Source organism: Rhizobium sp. SG570, assembly GCF_012275345.1.
GTDB lineage: Bacteria > Pseudomonadota > Alphaproteobacteria > Rhizobiales > Rhizobiaceae > Rhizobium > Rhizobium lusitanum.
The window spans coordinates 146,403-161,763 of record NZ_JAAZQI010000013.1 but is presented as its reverse complement, the minus strand read 5'-3'; the positions used below and the strand labels follow the sequence as shown (position 1 = coordinate 161,763).

The following is a 15,361-nucleotide window of genomic DNA, read 5'->3' as shown; positions in this document are numbered from 1 at the left end:
TTTTCTCGATATCTGAAGGAGCCCAAGCAATGCTGTTCGCCTTTGTCTGCAAGGATAAACCCGGTCATCTGAATGTCCGCATGGAGACGCGCCCGGCGCATGTGGAGCATCTGAACAAGCTGAATGCCGAAGGAACGCTGAAGATAGCGGGGCCTTTCCTCGATGCCGACGGCAAGCCGAATGGCAGCCTCGTCGTCGTCAGCGCCGAGACCATCGAGGCGGCCAAGGCGATCGCGGATGCCGATCCCTATACGAAGGCCGGCCTGTTCGAGAGCGTCGAGATCAAGCCGTTCAATTGGGTCTTCAACAATCCGGAGGCATGAGGCATGGCGCATTGGCTCTATAAATCCGAGCCGTCTTCCTGGTCGTGGCAGCAGCAGAAGGCGGCTGGCGAAAAGGGGACCGAATGGACCGGCGTGCGCAACTATCTCGCCCGCAACAACATGCGGGCGATGCAGATCGGCGACAAGGGTTTCTTCTACCATTCCAATGATGGGCTGGAGATCGTCGGTATCGTCGAGGTTTGCGCGCTGGCGCATCCGGATTCGACCGCCAAGGACGACCCGCGCTGGGAATGTGTCGATATCCGCGCCGTCCGCGACATGCCGAAGTTTGTTTCCTTGAAGGACATTAAGGCCAACCCGAAGCTGTCGCAGATGGCGCTCGTCACCTCCATGCGGCTTTCGGTCCAGCCGGTAACCGACGAAGAATGGCTCGAAGTTTGCCGCATGGGCGAACTTGACAATCCTCCCGTCTGATCCCGGTTCGAGGAATCGTTGAAAACCGATCCGGAAAGCTTCATCCGCGCCAATACCAGCCTCATGGCGCCGCCGCATGTGCCGGAGGTCCGGCTGCATCTGGCAAGCGAAGCACATGAACTCTGGCTGAAGACAGAAGAGGAGTTGGAAGAGATCGGCCTGCCGCCGCCCTTCTGGGCCTTTGCCTGGGCGGGCGGGCAAGGATTGGCACGCTACATTCTCGACCATCCTGAAATGGTTGCCGGCCGGACGGTGCTGGATTTCGCCAGCGGCTCCGGGCTTGTGGCGATCGCGGCGAAGCGCGCCGGCGCCCGCCATGTGCTGGCGGTCGATATCGATCCATGGGCCGGTACCGCGTTACGACTGAATGCGGTCGAAAACAGTGTCGATCTCGACTTCGCCGGCGATAATATCATCGGCCGTGCGGTGGATGCCGACGTCATACTTGCTGGTGACGTCTTTTACGATCACGATTTTGCCGGGAGCCTGGTTCCCTGGCTGCGGCAATTGGCAGGTGAGGGGAAGCTGGTTTTGGTCGGTGATCCCGGCAGGGCCTATCTTCCCAAGGATCGCCTGGAAGAGCAGGCGACCTGTCAGGTGCCGGTAACGCGGGCGCTGGAGGACAGCGAGATCAAGAAGACCACTGTCTGGCGGTTTCTCGCCGGCTGAAGACCGTCAGGGCCTGATCACGCAGACGCCGGCTTCGTACGAGCAGGGATTGTCGGCATAGCGTACGTTGATGACCTTGGCGCGCGGCCTTGGCTGCATCGCGGCAGGGCGGGCATAGGGGTTGTAGCCGCCATAGCCGACGACATAGGTGCCACCATTCGCCTGATAGACATCGGCCGTACCGGCATAGGTGCCGGTGTCTGCGGCTTCGCGTGGTTCCATGAGAATGATTCTGGCCGGCTGCTGCTGCCCGAAACCCTGCGGCGCCGATGTCTGGTTCAGGCGCACGAGGCCCGAATGGTCGCGGTGATGCCAGTGACGGTAATCGCCTGCCAGCACCGCGCTTGACGAAAATGCGGCTGTTGCCGCCAAAACGAGCGCTGATGCCCTGAAAAGATGCAAGCTCATGATTCGCCCCCGTTTGGGTCGGTTAATGAAATCTTAACGGCAGATTGCCCCAAGACCGGCGCGAAGTCCACGTCAGGGTTGAGGAAATGGTAAATGAGGTCGAATGGGGAGCGCGTCCTTGCATACTCGCTAAAGTGCAAAGCGATCCCAATCGATTAAATTCGGTGCAGGCATCAATTGTGCTTGTCGATAGGCGTCCGGGTGATTAATGGTCGCAATGATGCAACGCACACAGCATGTCTCTGCGCGCGCGTTGTCCCGGATATCCGGGTTTTAAGCGTATCGTAACGCCGCGAGGTTCTGATGGCGAACGTCACACAAAACCGGCCCCTGTCGCCGCATCTGCAAATCTACAAACCCATTCCCACCATGGTCATGTCGATCGTTCACCGCATCACCGGCGGCGCGCTCTACTTCGGCACGGTGCTGGTCGCCTGGTGGCTGATCGCCGCGGCGACCGGCCAGGGCTATTTCGATCTGGTCAACTGGATCCTGGGCACGATCATCGGCCGGATCATCCTGTTCGGCTATACATGGGCGCTGCTGCATCACATGATCGGCGGCCTGCGCCATTTCGTCTGGGATCTCGGTTACGGTTTCGATCCTGCCGTCTCGACCAGGATGGCCAAGGTCACGCTTATCGCGTCGATCTGTTTGACCGTGCTGGTCTGGATCATCGGCATCGTCATCAGGCTGGGTTGATTGGTGTGATCGTTTCCGAAAACCGCTCGATGATTTTCGGGATCATGCTTTAGAGGATATTTCTCATGGATATGCGCACCCCTTTGGGTAAAGTCCGCGGTCTCGGTTCCGCCAAGGAAGGCACCGATCATTTCTGGCGTCAGCGCCTGACCGCCGTCGCCAACGTTCCGCTCTTCATTTTCTTCGTCATTTTCCTGCTGATCTATGCCGGCGCGCCTTACGCGGAAGTCGTGCATGCGCTGTCGAACCCGCTCGTCGCCGTCATCATGGGGCTCATGGTGATCTCCGGCGTCATTCACATGAAGCTCGGCATGCAGGTCATCATCGAGGATTATGTCCACGGCGAATTCGGCAAGATCGTCCTTCTCATGCTCAACACATTCTTCGCGATTTTCGTGGCGGGGCTCTGTCTTTTCGCCATTCTGAAGATCGCGTTCGTAGGATAATTGTATCATGGCACCGACCTCACCCGCTCAGAATGGCAAAGCCTACAAATATGTCGATCACTCCTATGACGTGATCGTCGTCGGCGCCGGCGGTGCCGGCCTGCGCGCTACGCTCGGCATGGCCGAGCAGGGCTTCCGCACCGCCTGCATCACCAAGGTCTTCCCGACCCGCTCGCATACGGTCGCAGCCCAGGGCGGCATCGCTGCCTCGCTGCAGAACATGACGCCGGACAGCTGGCAGTGGCACCTCTACGATACCGTCAAGGGTTCGGACTGGCTCGGCGACGTCGACGCCATGCAATATATGGTCATGGAAGCGCCGAAGGCCGTGTACGAGCTCGAGCATTACGGCGTGCCCTTCTCGCGCAATGAGGAAGGCAAGATCTATCAGCGCCCGTTCGGCGGCCACATGCAGAATTTCGGCGACGGACCGCCGGTGCAGCGCACCTGCGCTGCCGCCGACCGCACCGGCCACGCCATCCTGCATACGCTCTACGGCCAGTCGCTGCGCAACAATGCCGAATTCTTCATCGAATATTTCGCGCTCGACCTCATCATGTCGGACGATGGCAGCCGCTGCACGGGCGTCGTCGCCTGGTGTCTCGACGACGGCACGATCCATCGCTTCGCCGCCAAGATGGTGGTGCTGGCGACCGGCGGCTACGGCCGCGCCTATTTCTCGGCAACGTCTGCCCATACCTGCACCGGCGATGGCGGCGGCATGGTGGCCCGCGCCGGTCTGCCGCTGCAGGACATGGAATTCGTGCAGTTCCACCCGACCGGCATCTACGGCTCGGGATGTCTGATCACCGAAGGCGCGCGCGGCGAAGGGGGCTATCTCGTCAATTCCGAGGGCGAGCGCTTCATGGAACGCTATGCTCCTTCGGCAAAGGACCTTGCCTCGCGCGACGTGGTTTCACGCTGCATGACGCTGGAAATCCGCGAGGGTCGCGGCGTCGGCAAGAACAAGGACCATATCTTCCTGCATCTCGACCATCTCGATCCGGCCGTGCTGCACGAACGCCTGCCTGGCATTTCCGAGAGCGCGCGCATTTTCGCTGGCGTCGATGTGACCCGCGAGCCGATCCCGGTGCTGCCGACCGTCCACTACAACATGGGCGGCATTCCCACCAATTATTGGGGCGAAGTGCTGAATGCCGACAGCAACAATCCCGAGCGCATTCTGCCGGGCTTGATGGCCGTCGGCGAGGCCGGCTGCGCCTCGGTGCACGGCGCCAACCGTCTCGGCTCCAACTCGCTGATCGACCTTGTGGTCTTCGGCCGTGCCGCAGCCATCCGCGCCGGTCAGGTCATCGACCGCGTCGGCCCGGTTCCGCCTGTTAACGTTGCCGCCTGCGACAAGATCATGGAACGCTTCGACAGTCTGCGCCACGCCAGCGGCAGCACGCCGACGGCGGCGCTGCGCGAGAGAATGCAGCGCGCCATGCAGGAAGACGCCGCGGTGTTCCGCACGCAGGAATCGCTGGAATCCGGCTGCCGCCGCATTTCGGAGATCTGGAAGGAACTGTCCGACATCAAGGTCACGGACCGTTCGCTGATCTGGAATTCCGATCTCGTCGAGACGCTGGAACTGCACAATCTGATGTCCAATGCCATCACGACGATCTACGGCGCCGAGGCACGCAAGGAAAGCCGCGGCTCGCATGCTCGCGAGGACTACACCGAGGGCAAGTTCGGCGGCCGTGACGACGAGAACTGGCGCAAGCATACGCTTGCCTGGGTCAACGAGGCCGGCGATGTGAAGCTCGACTATCGTCCCGTCCACACTGACCTGATCGCCGAAGGCATCGATCCGCACAAGATCGAGCCCAAGGCACGCGTGTACTGATCTGAGAGGAACTGACCATGGTTGAACTCGCTCTCCCCAAGAACTCTCAGATGCGCGAAGGCAAGGTCTGGCCGAAGCCGGTCGGCGCCACGAATACGCGCGAATTCCGCGTTTATCGCTGGAGCCCGGACGACGGCCAGAATCCGAGCATCGATACCTATTACATCGATATCGACGATTGCGGCCCGATGGTGCTCGACGGTCTGCTCTACATCAAGAACAAGATCGACCCGACGCTGACGCTGCGCCGCTCCTGTCGCGAGGGCATCTGCGGCTCCTGCGCGATGAATATCGACGGCACCAACACGCTCGCCTGCACCAAGGGTCTGGACGAGATCAAGGGTACCGTGAAGATCTATCCGCTGCCGCATCTGCCCGTCGTGAAGGATCTCGTGCCGGATCTGACGAATTTCTATGCCCAGCATCGTTCGATCGAACCCTGGCTGAAGACGGTATCGCCCCCGCCGGCCAAGGAATGGAAGCAGAGCCACGAAGACCGCCTGAAACTCGACGGCCTTTACGAATGCATCCTGTGCGCCTGCTGCTCGACCTCCTGTCCGAGCTATTGGTGGAACGGCGACCGCTATCTCGGTCCTGCCGTCCTGCTGCAGGCCTATCGCTGGCTGATCGACTCCAGAGACGAGGCCAAGGGCGAACGTCTCGACAATCTCGAAGATCCATTCCGCCTCTATCGCTGCCATACGATCATGAACTGCGCCCAGACTTGCCCGAAGGGTCTGAACCCGGCCAAGGCAATCGCCGAAATCAAGAAGATGATGGTCGAACGGCGGGTTTGACCGTCGACGATCATTCGCCAATTCGGCGGCGATGAGGATTATGTTCGCATGACGATAGAAGGCTTTGCGCCAGAGGCCGTGGCCGAAATTCGGTTGCGGCTTGCTTCGGTCAAGGCCGAGGGCATTCGCATCGGTCTTGCCATCGAAAGCGGCAGCCGCGCCTGGGGCTTTCCCTCGCCCGATAGCGATTATGATTGCCGCTTCGTCTATATCAGGCAGGAGCGGGATCATCTGACCTTGTTCCCGCATCGCGACGTCATCGAGTTTCCCATCGTTGACGATATCGATACCGGTGGGTGGGATCTGCGCAAGGCGCTGCTTTTGGCACTGAAGGGCAACGCCGTTCTTGTCGAATGGCTGAAATCACCGATCGTCTATGAGGAGGAGCCAGGCTTTCGAGATCGCCTCGGCGCGCTGCTGGATGCGATCATGGTGCCGGAGAAGGTCGCTCAGCACTATGTCGGCTTAATGAAACGGCATCAGCCAGACGATGGAGCCGAGCCTGTTCGCTTGAAGAAGCTGCTCTATTCCATTCGTCCGGCGATAGCGCTCGAATGGATGTGTCAGACGGATTTTGCCAAATTGCCGCCAATGAACATGCTCGAATGTCTCGCAGACATCGACATAGCCAAGGATATTCGGGCAACAATTCTGCAATTGGTGGCGGTCAAGAAAGAGACGCGCGAAATGGGAGAGGGCGTCCCGCCACTGCCCCTCACGCAATTTCTGACGGCCTCGCTCGCACGCTATTCTGACTTCTCAGGCAGGTTCCGCGAAGATCGAGTGCGTGACAAAAGCATGCAGGAGTTTGCCGATCGCTTCTATCTGGAAGAGGTTCGCCGGGTTAGGCCTTGAAACCACCCGATTCTTGTCCAGCTATGGCCGACGGCAATTTGTGGCGGTATCGACTTGATTAACCAAAGTGAAATACGATAATTCCCACGTCATTGAGCATTACTTTGCAAATGTCAGCGGTGGACAATTAATTAGGAGTGTGATGATGCAGTTCAGATATGCAGTGACGGCTGCTGCGATAGGTCTGTCGCTTGCCGGTTGCCAGCGCACAGCATACAACGACAATTATTCGGCCCCGCCATTGCAGGCACAGCCTGTCCCCTCCGTTCAGTCAAGTCAGCTTCCCCCTGTGAACGGCGCCAATGGTTCGCAGTTTCCAGCAGCGCCGACGAACGCGCCGAGCGGTGGCAACCCGCAGCAACAGCAGGCGATGGCCGCTTCCGCCATGGACGTCACCAAGGAATCGATGGTCGGCAGCTGGAAGGTCAGCAACGGCGGATCGAGCTGCGACATGTTCCTGACGCTCACCAACCTCGGCAGCGGCTCGCGTGGCGGCACGCGTGGCTGCTCGGGCGAGCTCACCGCAATGGGATCCTGGGAAGTCTCCGGCAAACAGGTTCTCTTGAAGAACCGCGATGGCAGCACGATCGGAACGCTCTACAAGACGGCCGACGCGCGCTTTGATGGCTCGACCGCTTCCGGTCAGCCTCTCAGCCTCAGCCGATAAGCTTCTCCGATAGGGCCGCGCCTCGGGCGTGTTCCCTTTTGCACAGGCGGGTATTTCCCCATGCAGCCCATGCCCGACTATTCCCACAGCGTCTGCGAGCAGTTGAAGGCGCTGACGGTCTCCGGATCGCTTCAGGTAGATTCGGCGCAGATGAATGTGGCGAAACTGCTGGATCGGGTGCTTGCCGATCTGAAGCGGAAGCGGCCCGCCAGCAAGTCGAGCGCGCTCGGCTGGATGTTTGCCACGCGCAAGAAGTCGGTCGAGACCGTCAAGGGGCTCTATATCCACGGCAGCGTCGGGCGCGGCAAGACGATGTTGATGGATATGTTCTTCGCCATGGCGCCCTGCCAGAAGAAGCGCCGTGCGCATTTTTTCGAGTTCATGACCGATGTGCACAATCGCATCGCGGCGCAGCGGCTGAAGTTCAAGAACGGCGAGACCAAGCAGGCAGACCCCATACCGCCGGTTGCCGCAGATCTCTACGCCGAGGCCGAACTGCTCTGCTTCGATGAATTCACCGTCACCGACATCGCCGATGCGATGATCCTGTCGCGGCTGTTTTCCGAGCTGTTCTCGCTCGGATGCGTGCTGATTGCCACATCGAACGTCGAACCGGACAATCTCTATCGCGATGGGCTCAATCGTGGCCTGTTTCTGCCCTTCATCGATCTCTTGAAGCGCCATGTCGATGTCGTGACACTGGATTCGCCGACCGACTACCGCATGGAGAAGCTGAACAGCCAGCCTGTTTATCTGACCCCGATCGATGACCGCACCGATATGGCGATGGATGCATCCTGGATGCAGGCGCTGCACGGACGCAAGGCGCAGCCGACGGAGATCCCTAGGAAGGGGCGCTCCATCCATGTGCCGCTGGCAGTCGATCGCATGGCGCGCTTCTCCTTCGCCGATCTTTGCGAGGCGCCGCTCGGCCCCGCAGATTTCCTCGCCATAGCGGAGCGGTTCGACACGATCTTCCTCGATCGCGTGCCGAAGCTCGGGCCGGAAAAGCGCAATCAGACGAAACGTTTTATCATTCTGATCGATACGCTCTACGATCATGCCATCCGGCTTTATGTTTCCGCGGCTGCGATGCCGGAGGATCTTCTGGTGGAAAGGCGCGGGACCGAAGGCTTCGAATTCGACCGCACGACATCCCGGCTTTTCGAGATGCGCAGCGCAGACTATCTGGCGCAGACTCGGGCAAAACGCGCGGCCGAGTAACAATTGGGTGACAGAGTGGCTTACGTTTACGTAAGAATTTTACGATCTAACCGATTGAAATTGCTGCTCTCAAAATAATCAATTGCCAATTTGTGCCTTTGGGTCTATGCGATTGGCGGCTATTGTGGATGCCTCGCTCGGCGTCCCGCCACGGATTTTGATCGCAAAGGATACACCGAAATGGCGCGCAACAAGATCGCACTTATTGGTTCTGGCATGATTGGTGGCACGCTGGCACATCTCGCCGGCTTGAAGGAACTGGGCGACATCGTCCTGTTCGACATCGCGGACGGCATTCCCCAGGGCAAGGGTCTCGACATCGCCCAGTCTTCGCCGGTCGAAGGCTTCGACGCCAACCTGACCGGCGCCAGCGACTACTCCGCGATCGAAGGTGCTGACGTCTGCATCGTCACCGCCGGTGTCGCCCGCAAGCCGGGCATGAGCCGTGACGATCTTCTCGGCATCAACCTCAAGGTCATGGAGCAGGTCGGCGCCGGCATCAAGAAGTATGCCCCGAATGCCTTCGTGATCTGCATCACCAATCCGCTCGACGCCATGGTCTGGGCGCTGCAGAAGTTCTCGGGCCTGCCGGCCAACAAGGTCGTCGGCATGGCCGGCGTGCTCGACAGCTCGCGCTTCCGCCTTTTCCTCGCCAAGGAATTCAACGTATCGGTCGAAGACGTCACCGCTTTCGTTCTCGGCGGCCATGGCGATTCGATGGTTCCGCTTGCCCGCTACTCCACCGTTGCCGGCATTCCGCTGACGGACCTCGTCACCATGGGCTGGCTCACCGCTGAGCGCCTGGAAGAAATCATCCAGCGCACCCGTGACGGCGGCGCCGAGATCGTCGGTCTGCTGAAGACCGGCTCGGCCTATTACGCTCCGGCCGCCTCCGCCATCGCAATGGCCGAATCCTACCTCAAGGACAAGAAGCGCGTCCTGCCCAGCGCTGCCCATCTCAATGGTCAGTATGGCGTCAAGGACATGTATGTCGGCGTTCCCACCGTCATCGGCGCCGGCGGTGTCGAGCGCATCATCGAGATCGACCTGAACAAGGCCGAGAAGGAAGCCTTCGACAAGTCGGTCGCGTCCGTCGCCGGCCTTTGCGAAGCCTGCATCGCCATCGCGCCGTCGCTGAAGTAATTTCCGCGCTATAACAGGGATAAGTCCATGAACATTCATGAATATCAGGCCAAGGCTCTGCTGAAGAGCTATGGCGCACCCGTCGCGGACGGCGTTGCCATCTTCTCCGCCGACGAAGCCGCCGCTGCCGCCAAGCAGCTTCCAGGCCCGCTTTACGTCGTCAAGAGCCAGATCCATGCCGGCGGCCGCGGCAAGGGCAAGTTCAAGGAGCTCGGCCCGGACGCCAAGGGCGGCGTTCGCCTCGCCAAGTCTGTCGAGGACGTCGTTGCCAATTCCAAGGAAATGCTCGGCCACACGCTGGTGACCAAGCAGACCGGCCCGGCCGGCAAGCAGGTCAACCGTCTCTACATCGAAGACGGCGCCGATATCGATCGCGAACTCTATCTCTCGATCCTGGTTGACCGCTCGGTCGGTCAGGTCGCTTTCGTCGTATCGACCGAAGGCGGCATGGACATCGAGACCGTCGCGCACGATACGCCGGAAAAGATCATCACCGTTGCCATCGATCCGTCGACGGGCGTCACGGCTGACAATTCGGCTGCCATTTCCGACGCGCTGAAGCTCGAAGGGGCTGCCCGCGAGGACGGTGCCAAGCTGTTCCCGATCCTCTACAAGGCCTTCGTCGAAAAGGACATGGCGCTGCTGGAAGTCAACCCGCTGATCGTCATGACCAACGGCCGCCTGCGCGTCCTCGACGCCAAGGTCTCCTTCGATGGCAACGCACTCTTCCGTCATGAAGACATCCGCGCGCTGCGCGACACGTCTGAAGAAGACGAGAAGGAAATCCAGGCCCACGAATACGACCTCGCCTATGTCGCTCTCGATGGCAACATCGGCTGCATGGTCAACGGCGCCGGTCTCGCAATGGCGACCATGGACATCATCAAGCTCTACGGCGCAGAGCCGGCGAACTTCCTCGATGTCGGCGGCGGCGCCAGCAAGGAAAAGGTTACGGCCGCCTTCAAGATCATCACTGCCGATCCGGCCGTCCAGGGCATTCTGGTCAACATCTTCGGCGGCATCATGAAGTGCGACGTCATTGCCGAAGGCGTGCTCGCAGCCGTCAAGGAAGTCGGTCTGAAGGTTCCGCTCGTCGTGCGCCTCGAAGGCACCAATGTCGAGCTCGGCAAGAAGATCATCAACGAATCCGGTCTCAACGTCATCTCCGCCGATGACCTGGACGATGCCGCCCAGAAGATCGTCAAGGCAGTCAAGGGCTGATCGGGATGGCTGCCTCCTTCGCTCCAACGGCCGCTCATCTTCGCCTCGGTGCCTTTGCCGGCACCTGGGAAGGGGAAGAGCGTGTCGCGGCTTCGGCCTGGACGAAGGAAGGCACGGCAACCGCGCGGCTCACGGCCGAGTGTCTGTTCGGCGGGTTCTTCGTCGAGCAGCGCTACGTGCAGACGCGGGACGGCGATACCTCTTTCGAATCCCGGAACATTCTCGGCTTCGACGGTGCGGATCAGGCTTACAAGCTCTATCAGTTCGACAGCGTGGGCTTCGCGCCCCACTCGCCGGCCTCCGGCGAGTGGGTCGAGGATAGGCTTGTCCTGACGAAAGTCTCGCCGCGCGGTGCGCAGCGCACTCTATTCCAGTTCGAAAATGAAGACTGCTACCGAATGGGCGTCACTTTCTCGCCCGCCGGCAGCGATACATGGCAGGAGGTCGTCAGCGGTGTCTATCGTCGCGTTGCCTCCGCGTCTTCCAACCTCTCGTAGCAAAGGCCTCGCATGTCTATTCTCATCAACAAAGACACCAAGGTTCTGGTTCAGGGCCTGACCGGCAAGACTGGCACCTTCCACACCGAGCAGGCGCTTGCCTATCACGGCACGAAGATGGTCGGCGGTATCCATCCCTCCAAGGGTGGCGAAACCTGGACCGGCAAGGACGGCGAAAAGCTGCCGATCTTCAAGTCGGTCGCCGAAGGCAAGGAAGCGACCGGCGCCAACGCTTCGGTCATCTACGTGCCACCGGCGGGTGCCGCAGCCGCGATCCTCGAAGCGATCGAAGCCGAGGTCCCGCTCATCGTCTGCATCACGGAAGGCATTCCGGTCGCCGACATGGTCAAGGTCAAGGCTCGCCTTCTCAAGTCGAAGTCGCGCCTGATCGGACCGAACTGCCCCGGCGTGCTCACCCCGAACGAATGCAAGATCGGCATCATGCCGGGATCCATCTTCAAGAAGGGCTCGGTCGGCGTTCTCTCGCGTTCGGGTACGCTGACCTATGAAGCCGTATTCCAGACCACCAATGAAGGTCTCGGCCAGACGACCGCCGTCGGCATCGGCGGCGATCCGGTCAAGGGCACGGAATTCATCGACATCCTGGAAATGTTCCTCGCCGACGACGAAACCAAGTCGATCATCATGATCGGCGAAATCGGCGGTTCGGCGGAAGAAGACGCGGCACAGTTCCTCAAGGACGAAGCCAAGAAGGGCCGCAAGAAGCCGATGGTCGGCTTCATCGCCGGCCGCACGGCACCTCCCGGCCGCACCATGGGCCATGCTGGCGCCGTGATCTCCGGCGGCAAGGGCGGCGCGGAAGACAAGATCGCAGCGATGGAAGCGGCGGGCATCCGCGTGTCGCCGTCGCCGGCGCGTCTCGGCAAGACGCTGGTGGAAGTCCTGAAGGGCTGATCTTACCTATAGCAAGACCCGGACGGGGAGCGGCAGCCGCATATCCCGTCCGGCCTTCCAATTTTTGGAAACAGATGTGCGGCCCAATGGGCCGTGGACGAAATACGGTCGCCGGATGTCCATAAGCCGGCAATGCAAACAAGTCGGGAGGCGGACGAGGCTGTCCGCATATCACCATGGCAAGGCAAGAAGCCAACGAGCAATTTCAGATCACCTCGTTCCTGGATGGCGCGAATGCTGCCTATATCGAGCAGCTTTATGCGCGCTACGAGGACGACGCATCGTCGGTTTCCGACGAGTGGCGGTCATTCTTCAAGGCGCTGGAAGACAGTCCTGACGACGTGAAGAGGGCGGCCAAGGGCGCCTCCTGGCAGCGCAAGAACTGGCCGATCCCGGCAAAGGGCGACCTGGTTTCCGCGCTCGACGGCGATTGGGGCATTGTCGAGAAGGTTATCGAGACCAAGATCAAGGCCAAGGCGGAAACCGCCGGCGCGCCGGCCGATACCGCCGACGTCCTGCAGGCGACGCGCGATTCCGTCCGCGCCATCATGATGATCCGCGCCTACCGCATGCGCGGTCACCTGCACGCCAAGCTCGATCCGCTCGGCATCGCCGCTGCGGTCGAGGACTACAAGGAACTGTCGCCGGAAGCCTACGGCTTTACCGAGGCCGACCTCGATCGCAAGATCTTCATCGATAATGTGCTCGGCCTCGAATATGCGACCATTCGCGAGATGATCGAGATCCTCGAGCGCACCTACTGCTCGACGCTCGGCGTCGAATTCATGCACATCTCCAATCCGGAAGAGAAGGCCTGGATCCAGGAGCGCATCGAGGGCGTCGATAAGGGTATTGCTTTCAATCCCGAGCGCAAGAAGGCGATCCTGCAGAAGGTGATCGAAGCCGAAGGCTACGAGCAGTTTCTCGACGTCAAGTTCAAGGGCACGAAGCGCTTCGGTCTCGACGGCGGCGAATCGCTGATCCCGGCGCTGGAGCAGATCCTGAAGAGCGGCAGTCAGCTCGGCCTCAGGGAGGCTCTGTTCGGCATGGCCCATCGCGGCCGCCTGAACGTGCTTTCTCAGGTCATGGGCAAACCGCACCGGGCGATTTTCCACGAATTCAAGGGCGGCTCCTACGCGCCGGATGAAGTCGAAGGCTCCGGTGACGTCAAGTACCATCTGGGCGCGTCCTCCGACCGCGACTTCGATGGCGCCAAGGTGCACGTTTCGCTGACGGCCAATCCGTCGCATCTGGAAATCGTCAATCCGGTCGTCATGGGCAAGGCCCGCGCCAAGCAGGATATGGGCGCCACCCAATGGGATGGCGACATCATTCCGCTGTCCGAACGCGCCAAGGTCGTGCCGCTGCTGATCCACGGTGACGCGGCTTTCGCCGGCCAGGGCGTGGTTGCCGAAATTCTCGGCCTGTCCGGCCTGCGCGGTCATCGCGTTGCCGGCACGATGCACGTCATCATCAACAACCAGATCGGTTTCACCACCAATCCGGCCTTCTCGCGCTCGTCGCCCTATCCGTCCGACGTCGCAAAGATGATCGAAGCGCCGATTTTCCATGTCAACGGCGACGATCCGGAAGCCGTTGTCTATGCGGCCAAGATCGCCACCGAATTCCGCATGAAGTTCCACAAGCCTGTCGTCCTCGACCTGTTCTGCTACCGCCGCTACGGCCACAACGAAGGCGATGAGCCGTCCTTCACGCAGCCGAAGATGTACAAGGTCATCCGCGCCCACAAGACGGTTCTGCAGCTCTATTCCGAGCGGCTGATCGCCGAAGGTGTGCTGACCGAGGGCGAAGTCGAAAAGATGAAGGCTGATTGGCGCGCCCATCTCGAGCAGGAGTTCGAGGCCGGCCAGCACTACAAGCCGAACAAGGCCGACTGGCTGGACGGTGAATGGTCGGGCCTGCATGCGGCTGACAATGCCGACGAGCAGCGCCGCGGCAAGACCGCCGTGCCGATGAAGACGCTGAAGGAGATCGGCCGCAAGCTGTCGGAAATTCCGGCCGGCTTCCACGCGCACCGCACCATTCAACGCTTCATGGAAAACCGCGCCAACATGGTGCAAACAGGCGAAGGCATCGATTGGGCAATGGCGGAAGCGCTCGCTTTCGGCTCGCTTGTTGTCGAGGGCCACAAGATCCGTCTGTCCGGCCAGGATTGCGAACGCGGCACATTTTCGCAGCGTCATTCGGTTCTCTACGATCAGGAAACCGAAGAGCGCTACATCCCGCTCGCCAATCTGTCGCCGACCCAGGCCCGCTATGAAGTCATCAACTCGATGCTTTCGGAAGAGGCTGTTCTCGGTTTCGAATACGGCTATTCGCTGGCCCGCCCGAACGCATTGACGCTCTGGGAAGCCCAGTTCGGCGACTTCGCCAACGGCGCGCAGGTCGTTTTCGACCAGTTCATCTCGTCGGGCGAACGCAAGTGGCTGCGCATGTCCGGCCTCGTCTGCCTGTTGCCGCATGGCTATGAGGGTCAGGGTCCGGAACATTCCTCGGCCCGCCTCGAGCGCTATCTGCAGCTCTGCGCTGAAGACAATATGCAGGTCGCCAACGTCACAACGCCGGCAAACTACTTCCATATCCTGCGCCGCCAGTTGAAGCGTGACTTCCGCAAGCCGCTGATCCTGATGACGCCGAAGTCGTTGCTGCGTCATAAGCGCGCCGTGTCGAGCCTGGCGGAAATGGGGGGGGAAACCTCCTTCCATCGCCTGCTCTGGGACGATGCGGAAGTGATCAAGGACGGCCCGATCAAGCTGCAGAAGGACAACAAGATCCGTCGCGTCGTCATCTGCTCGGGCAAGGTCTATTACGATCTTCTGGAAGAGCGTGAGAAGCGCGGCATCGACGATATCTACCTGCTGCGCATCGAACAGCTCTACCCGTTCCCGGCCAAGGCGCTCATCAATGAGCTCAGCCGCTTCCGCAATGCGGAGATGGTCTGGTGCCAGGAAGAGCCGAAGAACATGGGCGCGTGGTCCTTCATCGATCCCTACCTGGAATGGGTGCTCGCCCATATCGATGCCAAGTACCAGCGCGTTCGCTACACCGGCCGTCCGGCCGCCGCCTCTCCGGCGACGGGCCTGATGTCCAAGCATCTGACGCAGCTTGCGGCGTTCCTTGAGGATGCGCTTGGCGGTTGAAGCATGATCCAGAAAAGTGCGAAGCGGTTTTCTGACAAGGTCATCGAGC

The 15,361-nt window shown here is 60.5% G+C and carries 16 protein-coding genes; 15 read left to right on the top strand and 1 reads right to left on the bottom strand.

From position 1 onward, the window contains the following. Positions 1 to 29: 29 nt before the first annotated feature. Genes FHT28_RS24640 through FHT28_RS24630 form a run of 3 tightly spaced genes read left to right on the top strand, consistent with a single transcriptional unit; the run spans position 30 to position 1,427 of the window. Positions 30 to 323, top strand: a complete 294-nt coding sequence (locus tag FHT28_RS24640) for a YciI-like protein (protein WP_037196823.1) — start codon at positions 30 to 32, stop codon at positions 321 to 323. Positions 324 to 326: 3 nt separating this feature from the next. Continuing rightward, a complete protein-coding gene (locus FHT28_RS24635) occupies positions 327 to 758 on the top strand; it encodes an EVE domain-containing protein (RefSeq protein WP_037196822.1) in 432 nt (143 codons plus the stop codon). An 18-nt stretch (positions 759 to 776) separates the two neighbouring features. Then, complete coding sequence (locus FHT28_RS24630; RefSeq protein WP_168597588.1) at positions 777 to 1,427, top strand: methyltransferase; 651 nt, start codon at positions 777 to 779, stop codon at positions 1,425 to 1,427. Between the two features lie 6 nt (positions 1,428 to 1,433). On the opposite strand, the gene FHT28_RS24625 is transcribed toward FHT28_RS24630, so the two are convergent. Beyond that, on the bottom strand, positions 1,434 to 1,835 hold the full coding sequence (locus FHT28_RS24625) for a hypothetical protein (RefSeq protein WP_037196820.1): 402 nt from the start codon (positions 1,833 to 1,835) through the stop codon (positions 1,434 to 1,436). 303 nt (positions 1,836 to 2,138) lie between these two features. Between FHT28_RS24625 and sdhC the strand changes: the two genes are divergently transcribed. The 12 genes from sdhC (at position 2,139) to FHT28_RS24565 (ending at position 15,312) form a co-directional block, all read left to right on the top strand. After that, positions 2,139 to 2,537, top strand: coding sequence for a succinate dehydrogenase, cytochrome b556 subunit (gene sdhC, locus FHT28_RS24620; protein WP_037196819.1), 399 nt, complete (start codon positions 2,139 to 2,141; stop codon positions 2,535 to 2,537). A gap of 65 nt (positions 2,538 to 2,602) precedes the next feature. Further along, positions 2,603 to 2,983, top strand: a complete 381-nt coding sequence (sdhD, locus tag FHT28_RS24615; protein ID WP_037196818.1) for a succinate dehydrogenase, hydrophobic membrane anchor protein — start codon at positions 2,603 to 2,605, stop codon at positions 2,981 to 2,983. Positions 2,984 to 2,990: 7 nt separating this feature from the next. Continuing rightward, on the top strand, positions 2,991 to 4,832 hold the full coding sequence (gene sdhA / locus FHT28_RS24610; protein WP_037196817.1) for a succinate dehydrogenase flavoprotein subunit: 1,842 nt from the start codon (positions 2,991 to 2,993) through the stop codon (positions 4,830 to 4,832). 17 nt (positions 4,833 to 4,849) lie between these two features. Continuing rightward, the gene (locus tag FHT28_RS24605; RefSeq protein ID WP_047553621.1) at positions 4,850 to 5,629 is read left to right on the top strand and encodes a succinate dehydrogenase iron-sulfur subunit; all 780 of its coding nucleotides are present in this window, start codon (positions 4,850 to 4,852) and stop codon (positions 5,627 to 5,629) included. 48 nt (positions 5,630 to 5,677) lie between these two features. Then, positions 5,678 to 6,484, top strand: coding sequence for a nucleotidyltransferase domain-containing protein (locus FHT28_RS24600; protein WP_168597587.1), 807 nt, complete (start codon positions 5,678 to 5,680; stop codon positions 6,482 to 6,484). A 145-nt stretch (positions 6,485 to 6,629) separates the two neighbouring features. Beyond that, positions 6,630 to 7,151 carry a protease inhibitor Inh/omp19 family protein gene (locus tag FHT28_RS24595; protein WP_047554363.1) on the top strand — a complete coding sequence of 174 codons (522 nt, stop codon included), beginning with the start codon at positions 6,630 to 6,632 and terminating at the stop codon, positions 7,149 to 7,151. A gap of 60 nt (positions 7,152 to 7,211) precedes the next feature. Beyond that, positions 7,212 to 8,375 (top strand): cell division protein ZapE, encoded by a 1,164-nt coding sequence (gene zapE / locus FHT28_RS24590; RefSeq protein ID WP_037196812.1) that lies wholly within the window; start codon positions 7,212 to 7,214, stop codon positions 8,373 to 8,375. A 180-nt stretch (positions 8,376 to 8,555) separates the two neighbouring features. Further along, the gene (gene mdh / locus FHT28_RS24585) at positions 8,556 to 9,518 is read left to right on the top strand and encodes a malate dehydrogenase (protein WP_037196811.1); all 963 of its coding nucleotides are present in this window, start codon (positions 8,556 to 8,558) and stop codon (positions 9,516 to 9,518) included. Between the two features lie 27 nt (positions 9,519 to 9,545). Then, positions 9,546 to 10,739: an ADP-forming succinate--CoA ligase subunit beta gene (sucC, locus tag FHT28_RS24580; protein ID WP_037196810.1), complete on the top strand. Its 1,194-nt coding sequence runs from the start codon at positions 9,546 to 9,548 to the stop codon at positions 10,737 to 10,739. A gap of 5 nt (positions 10,740 to 10,744) precedes the next feature. Then, entirely contained in the window at positions 10,745 to 11,236 is a 492-nt protein-coding gene (locus FHT28_RS24575) for a DUF1579 family protein (RefSeq protein WP_047553613.1), read from the top strand. Between the two features lie 12 nt (positions 11,237 to 11,248). After that, complete coding sequence (gene sucD, locus FHT28_RS24570) at positions 11,249 to 12,151, top strand: succinate--CoA ligase subunit alpha (RefSeq protein ID WP_037196807.1); 903 nt, start codon at positions 11,249 to 11,251, stop codon at positions 12,149 to 12,151. Positions 12,152 to 12,327: 176 nt separating this feature from the next. Continuing rightward, entirely contained in the window at positions 12,328 to 15,312 is a 2,985-nt protein-coding gene (locus FHT28_RS24565; RefSeq protein WP_168597586.1) for a 2-oxoglutarate dehydrogenase E1 component, read from the top strand. Positions 15,313 to 15,361 lie beyond the last annotated feature (49 nt).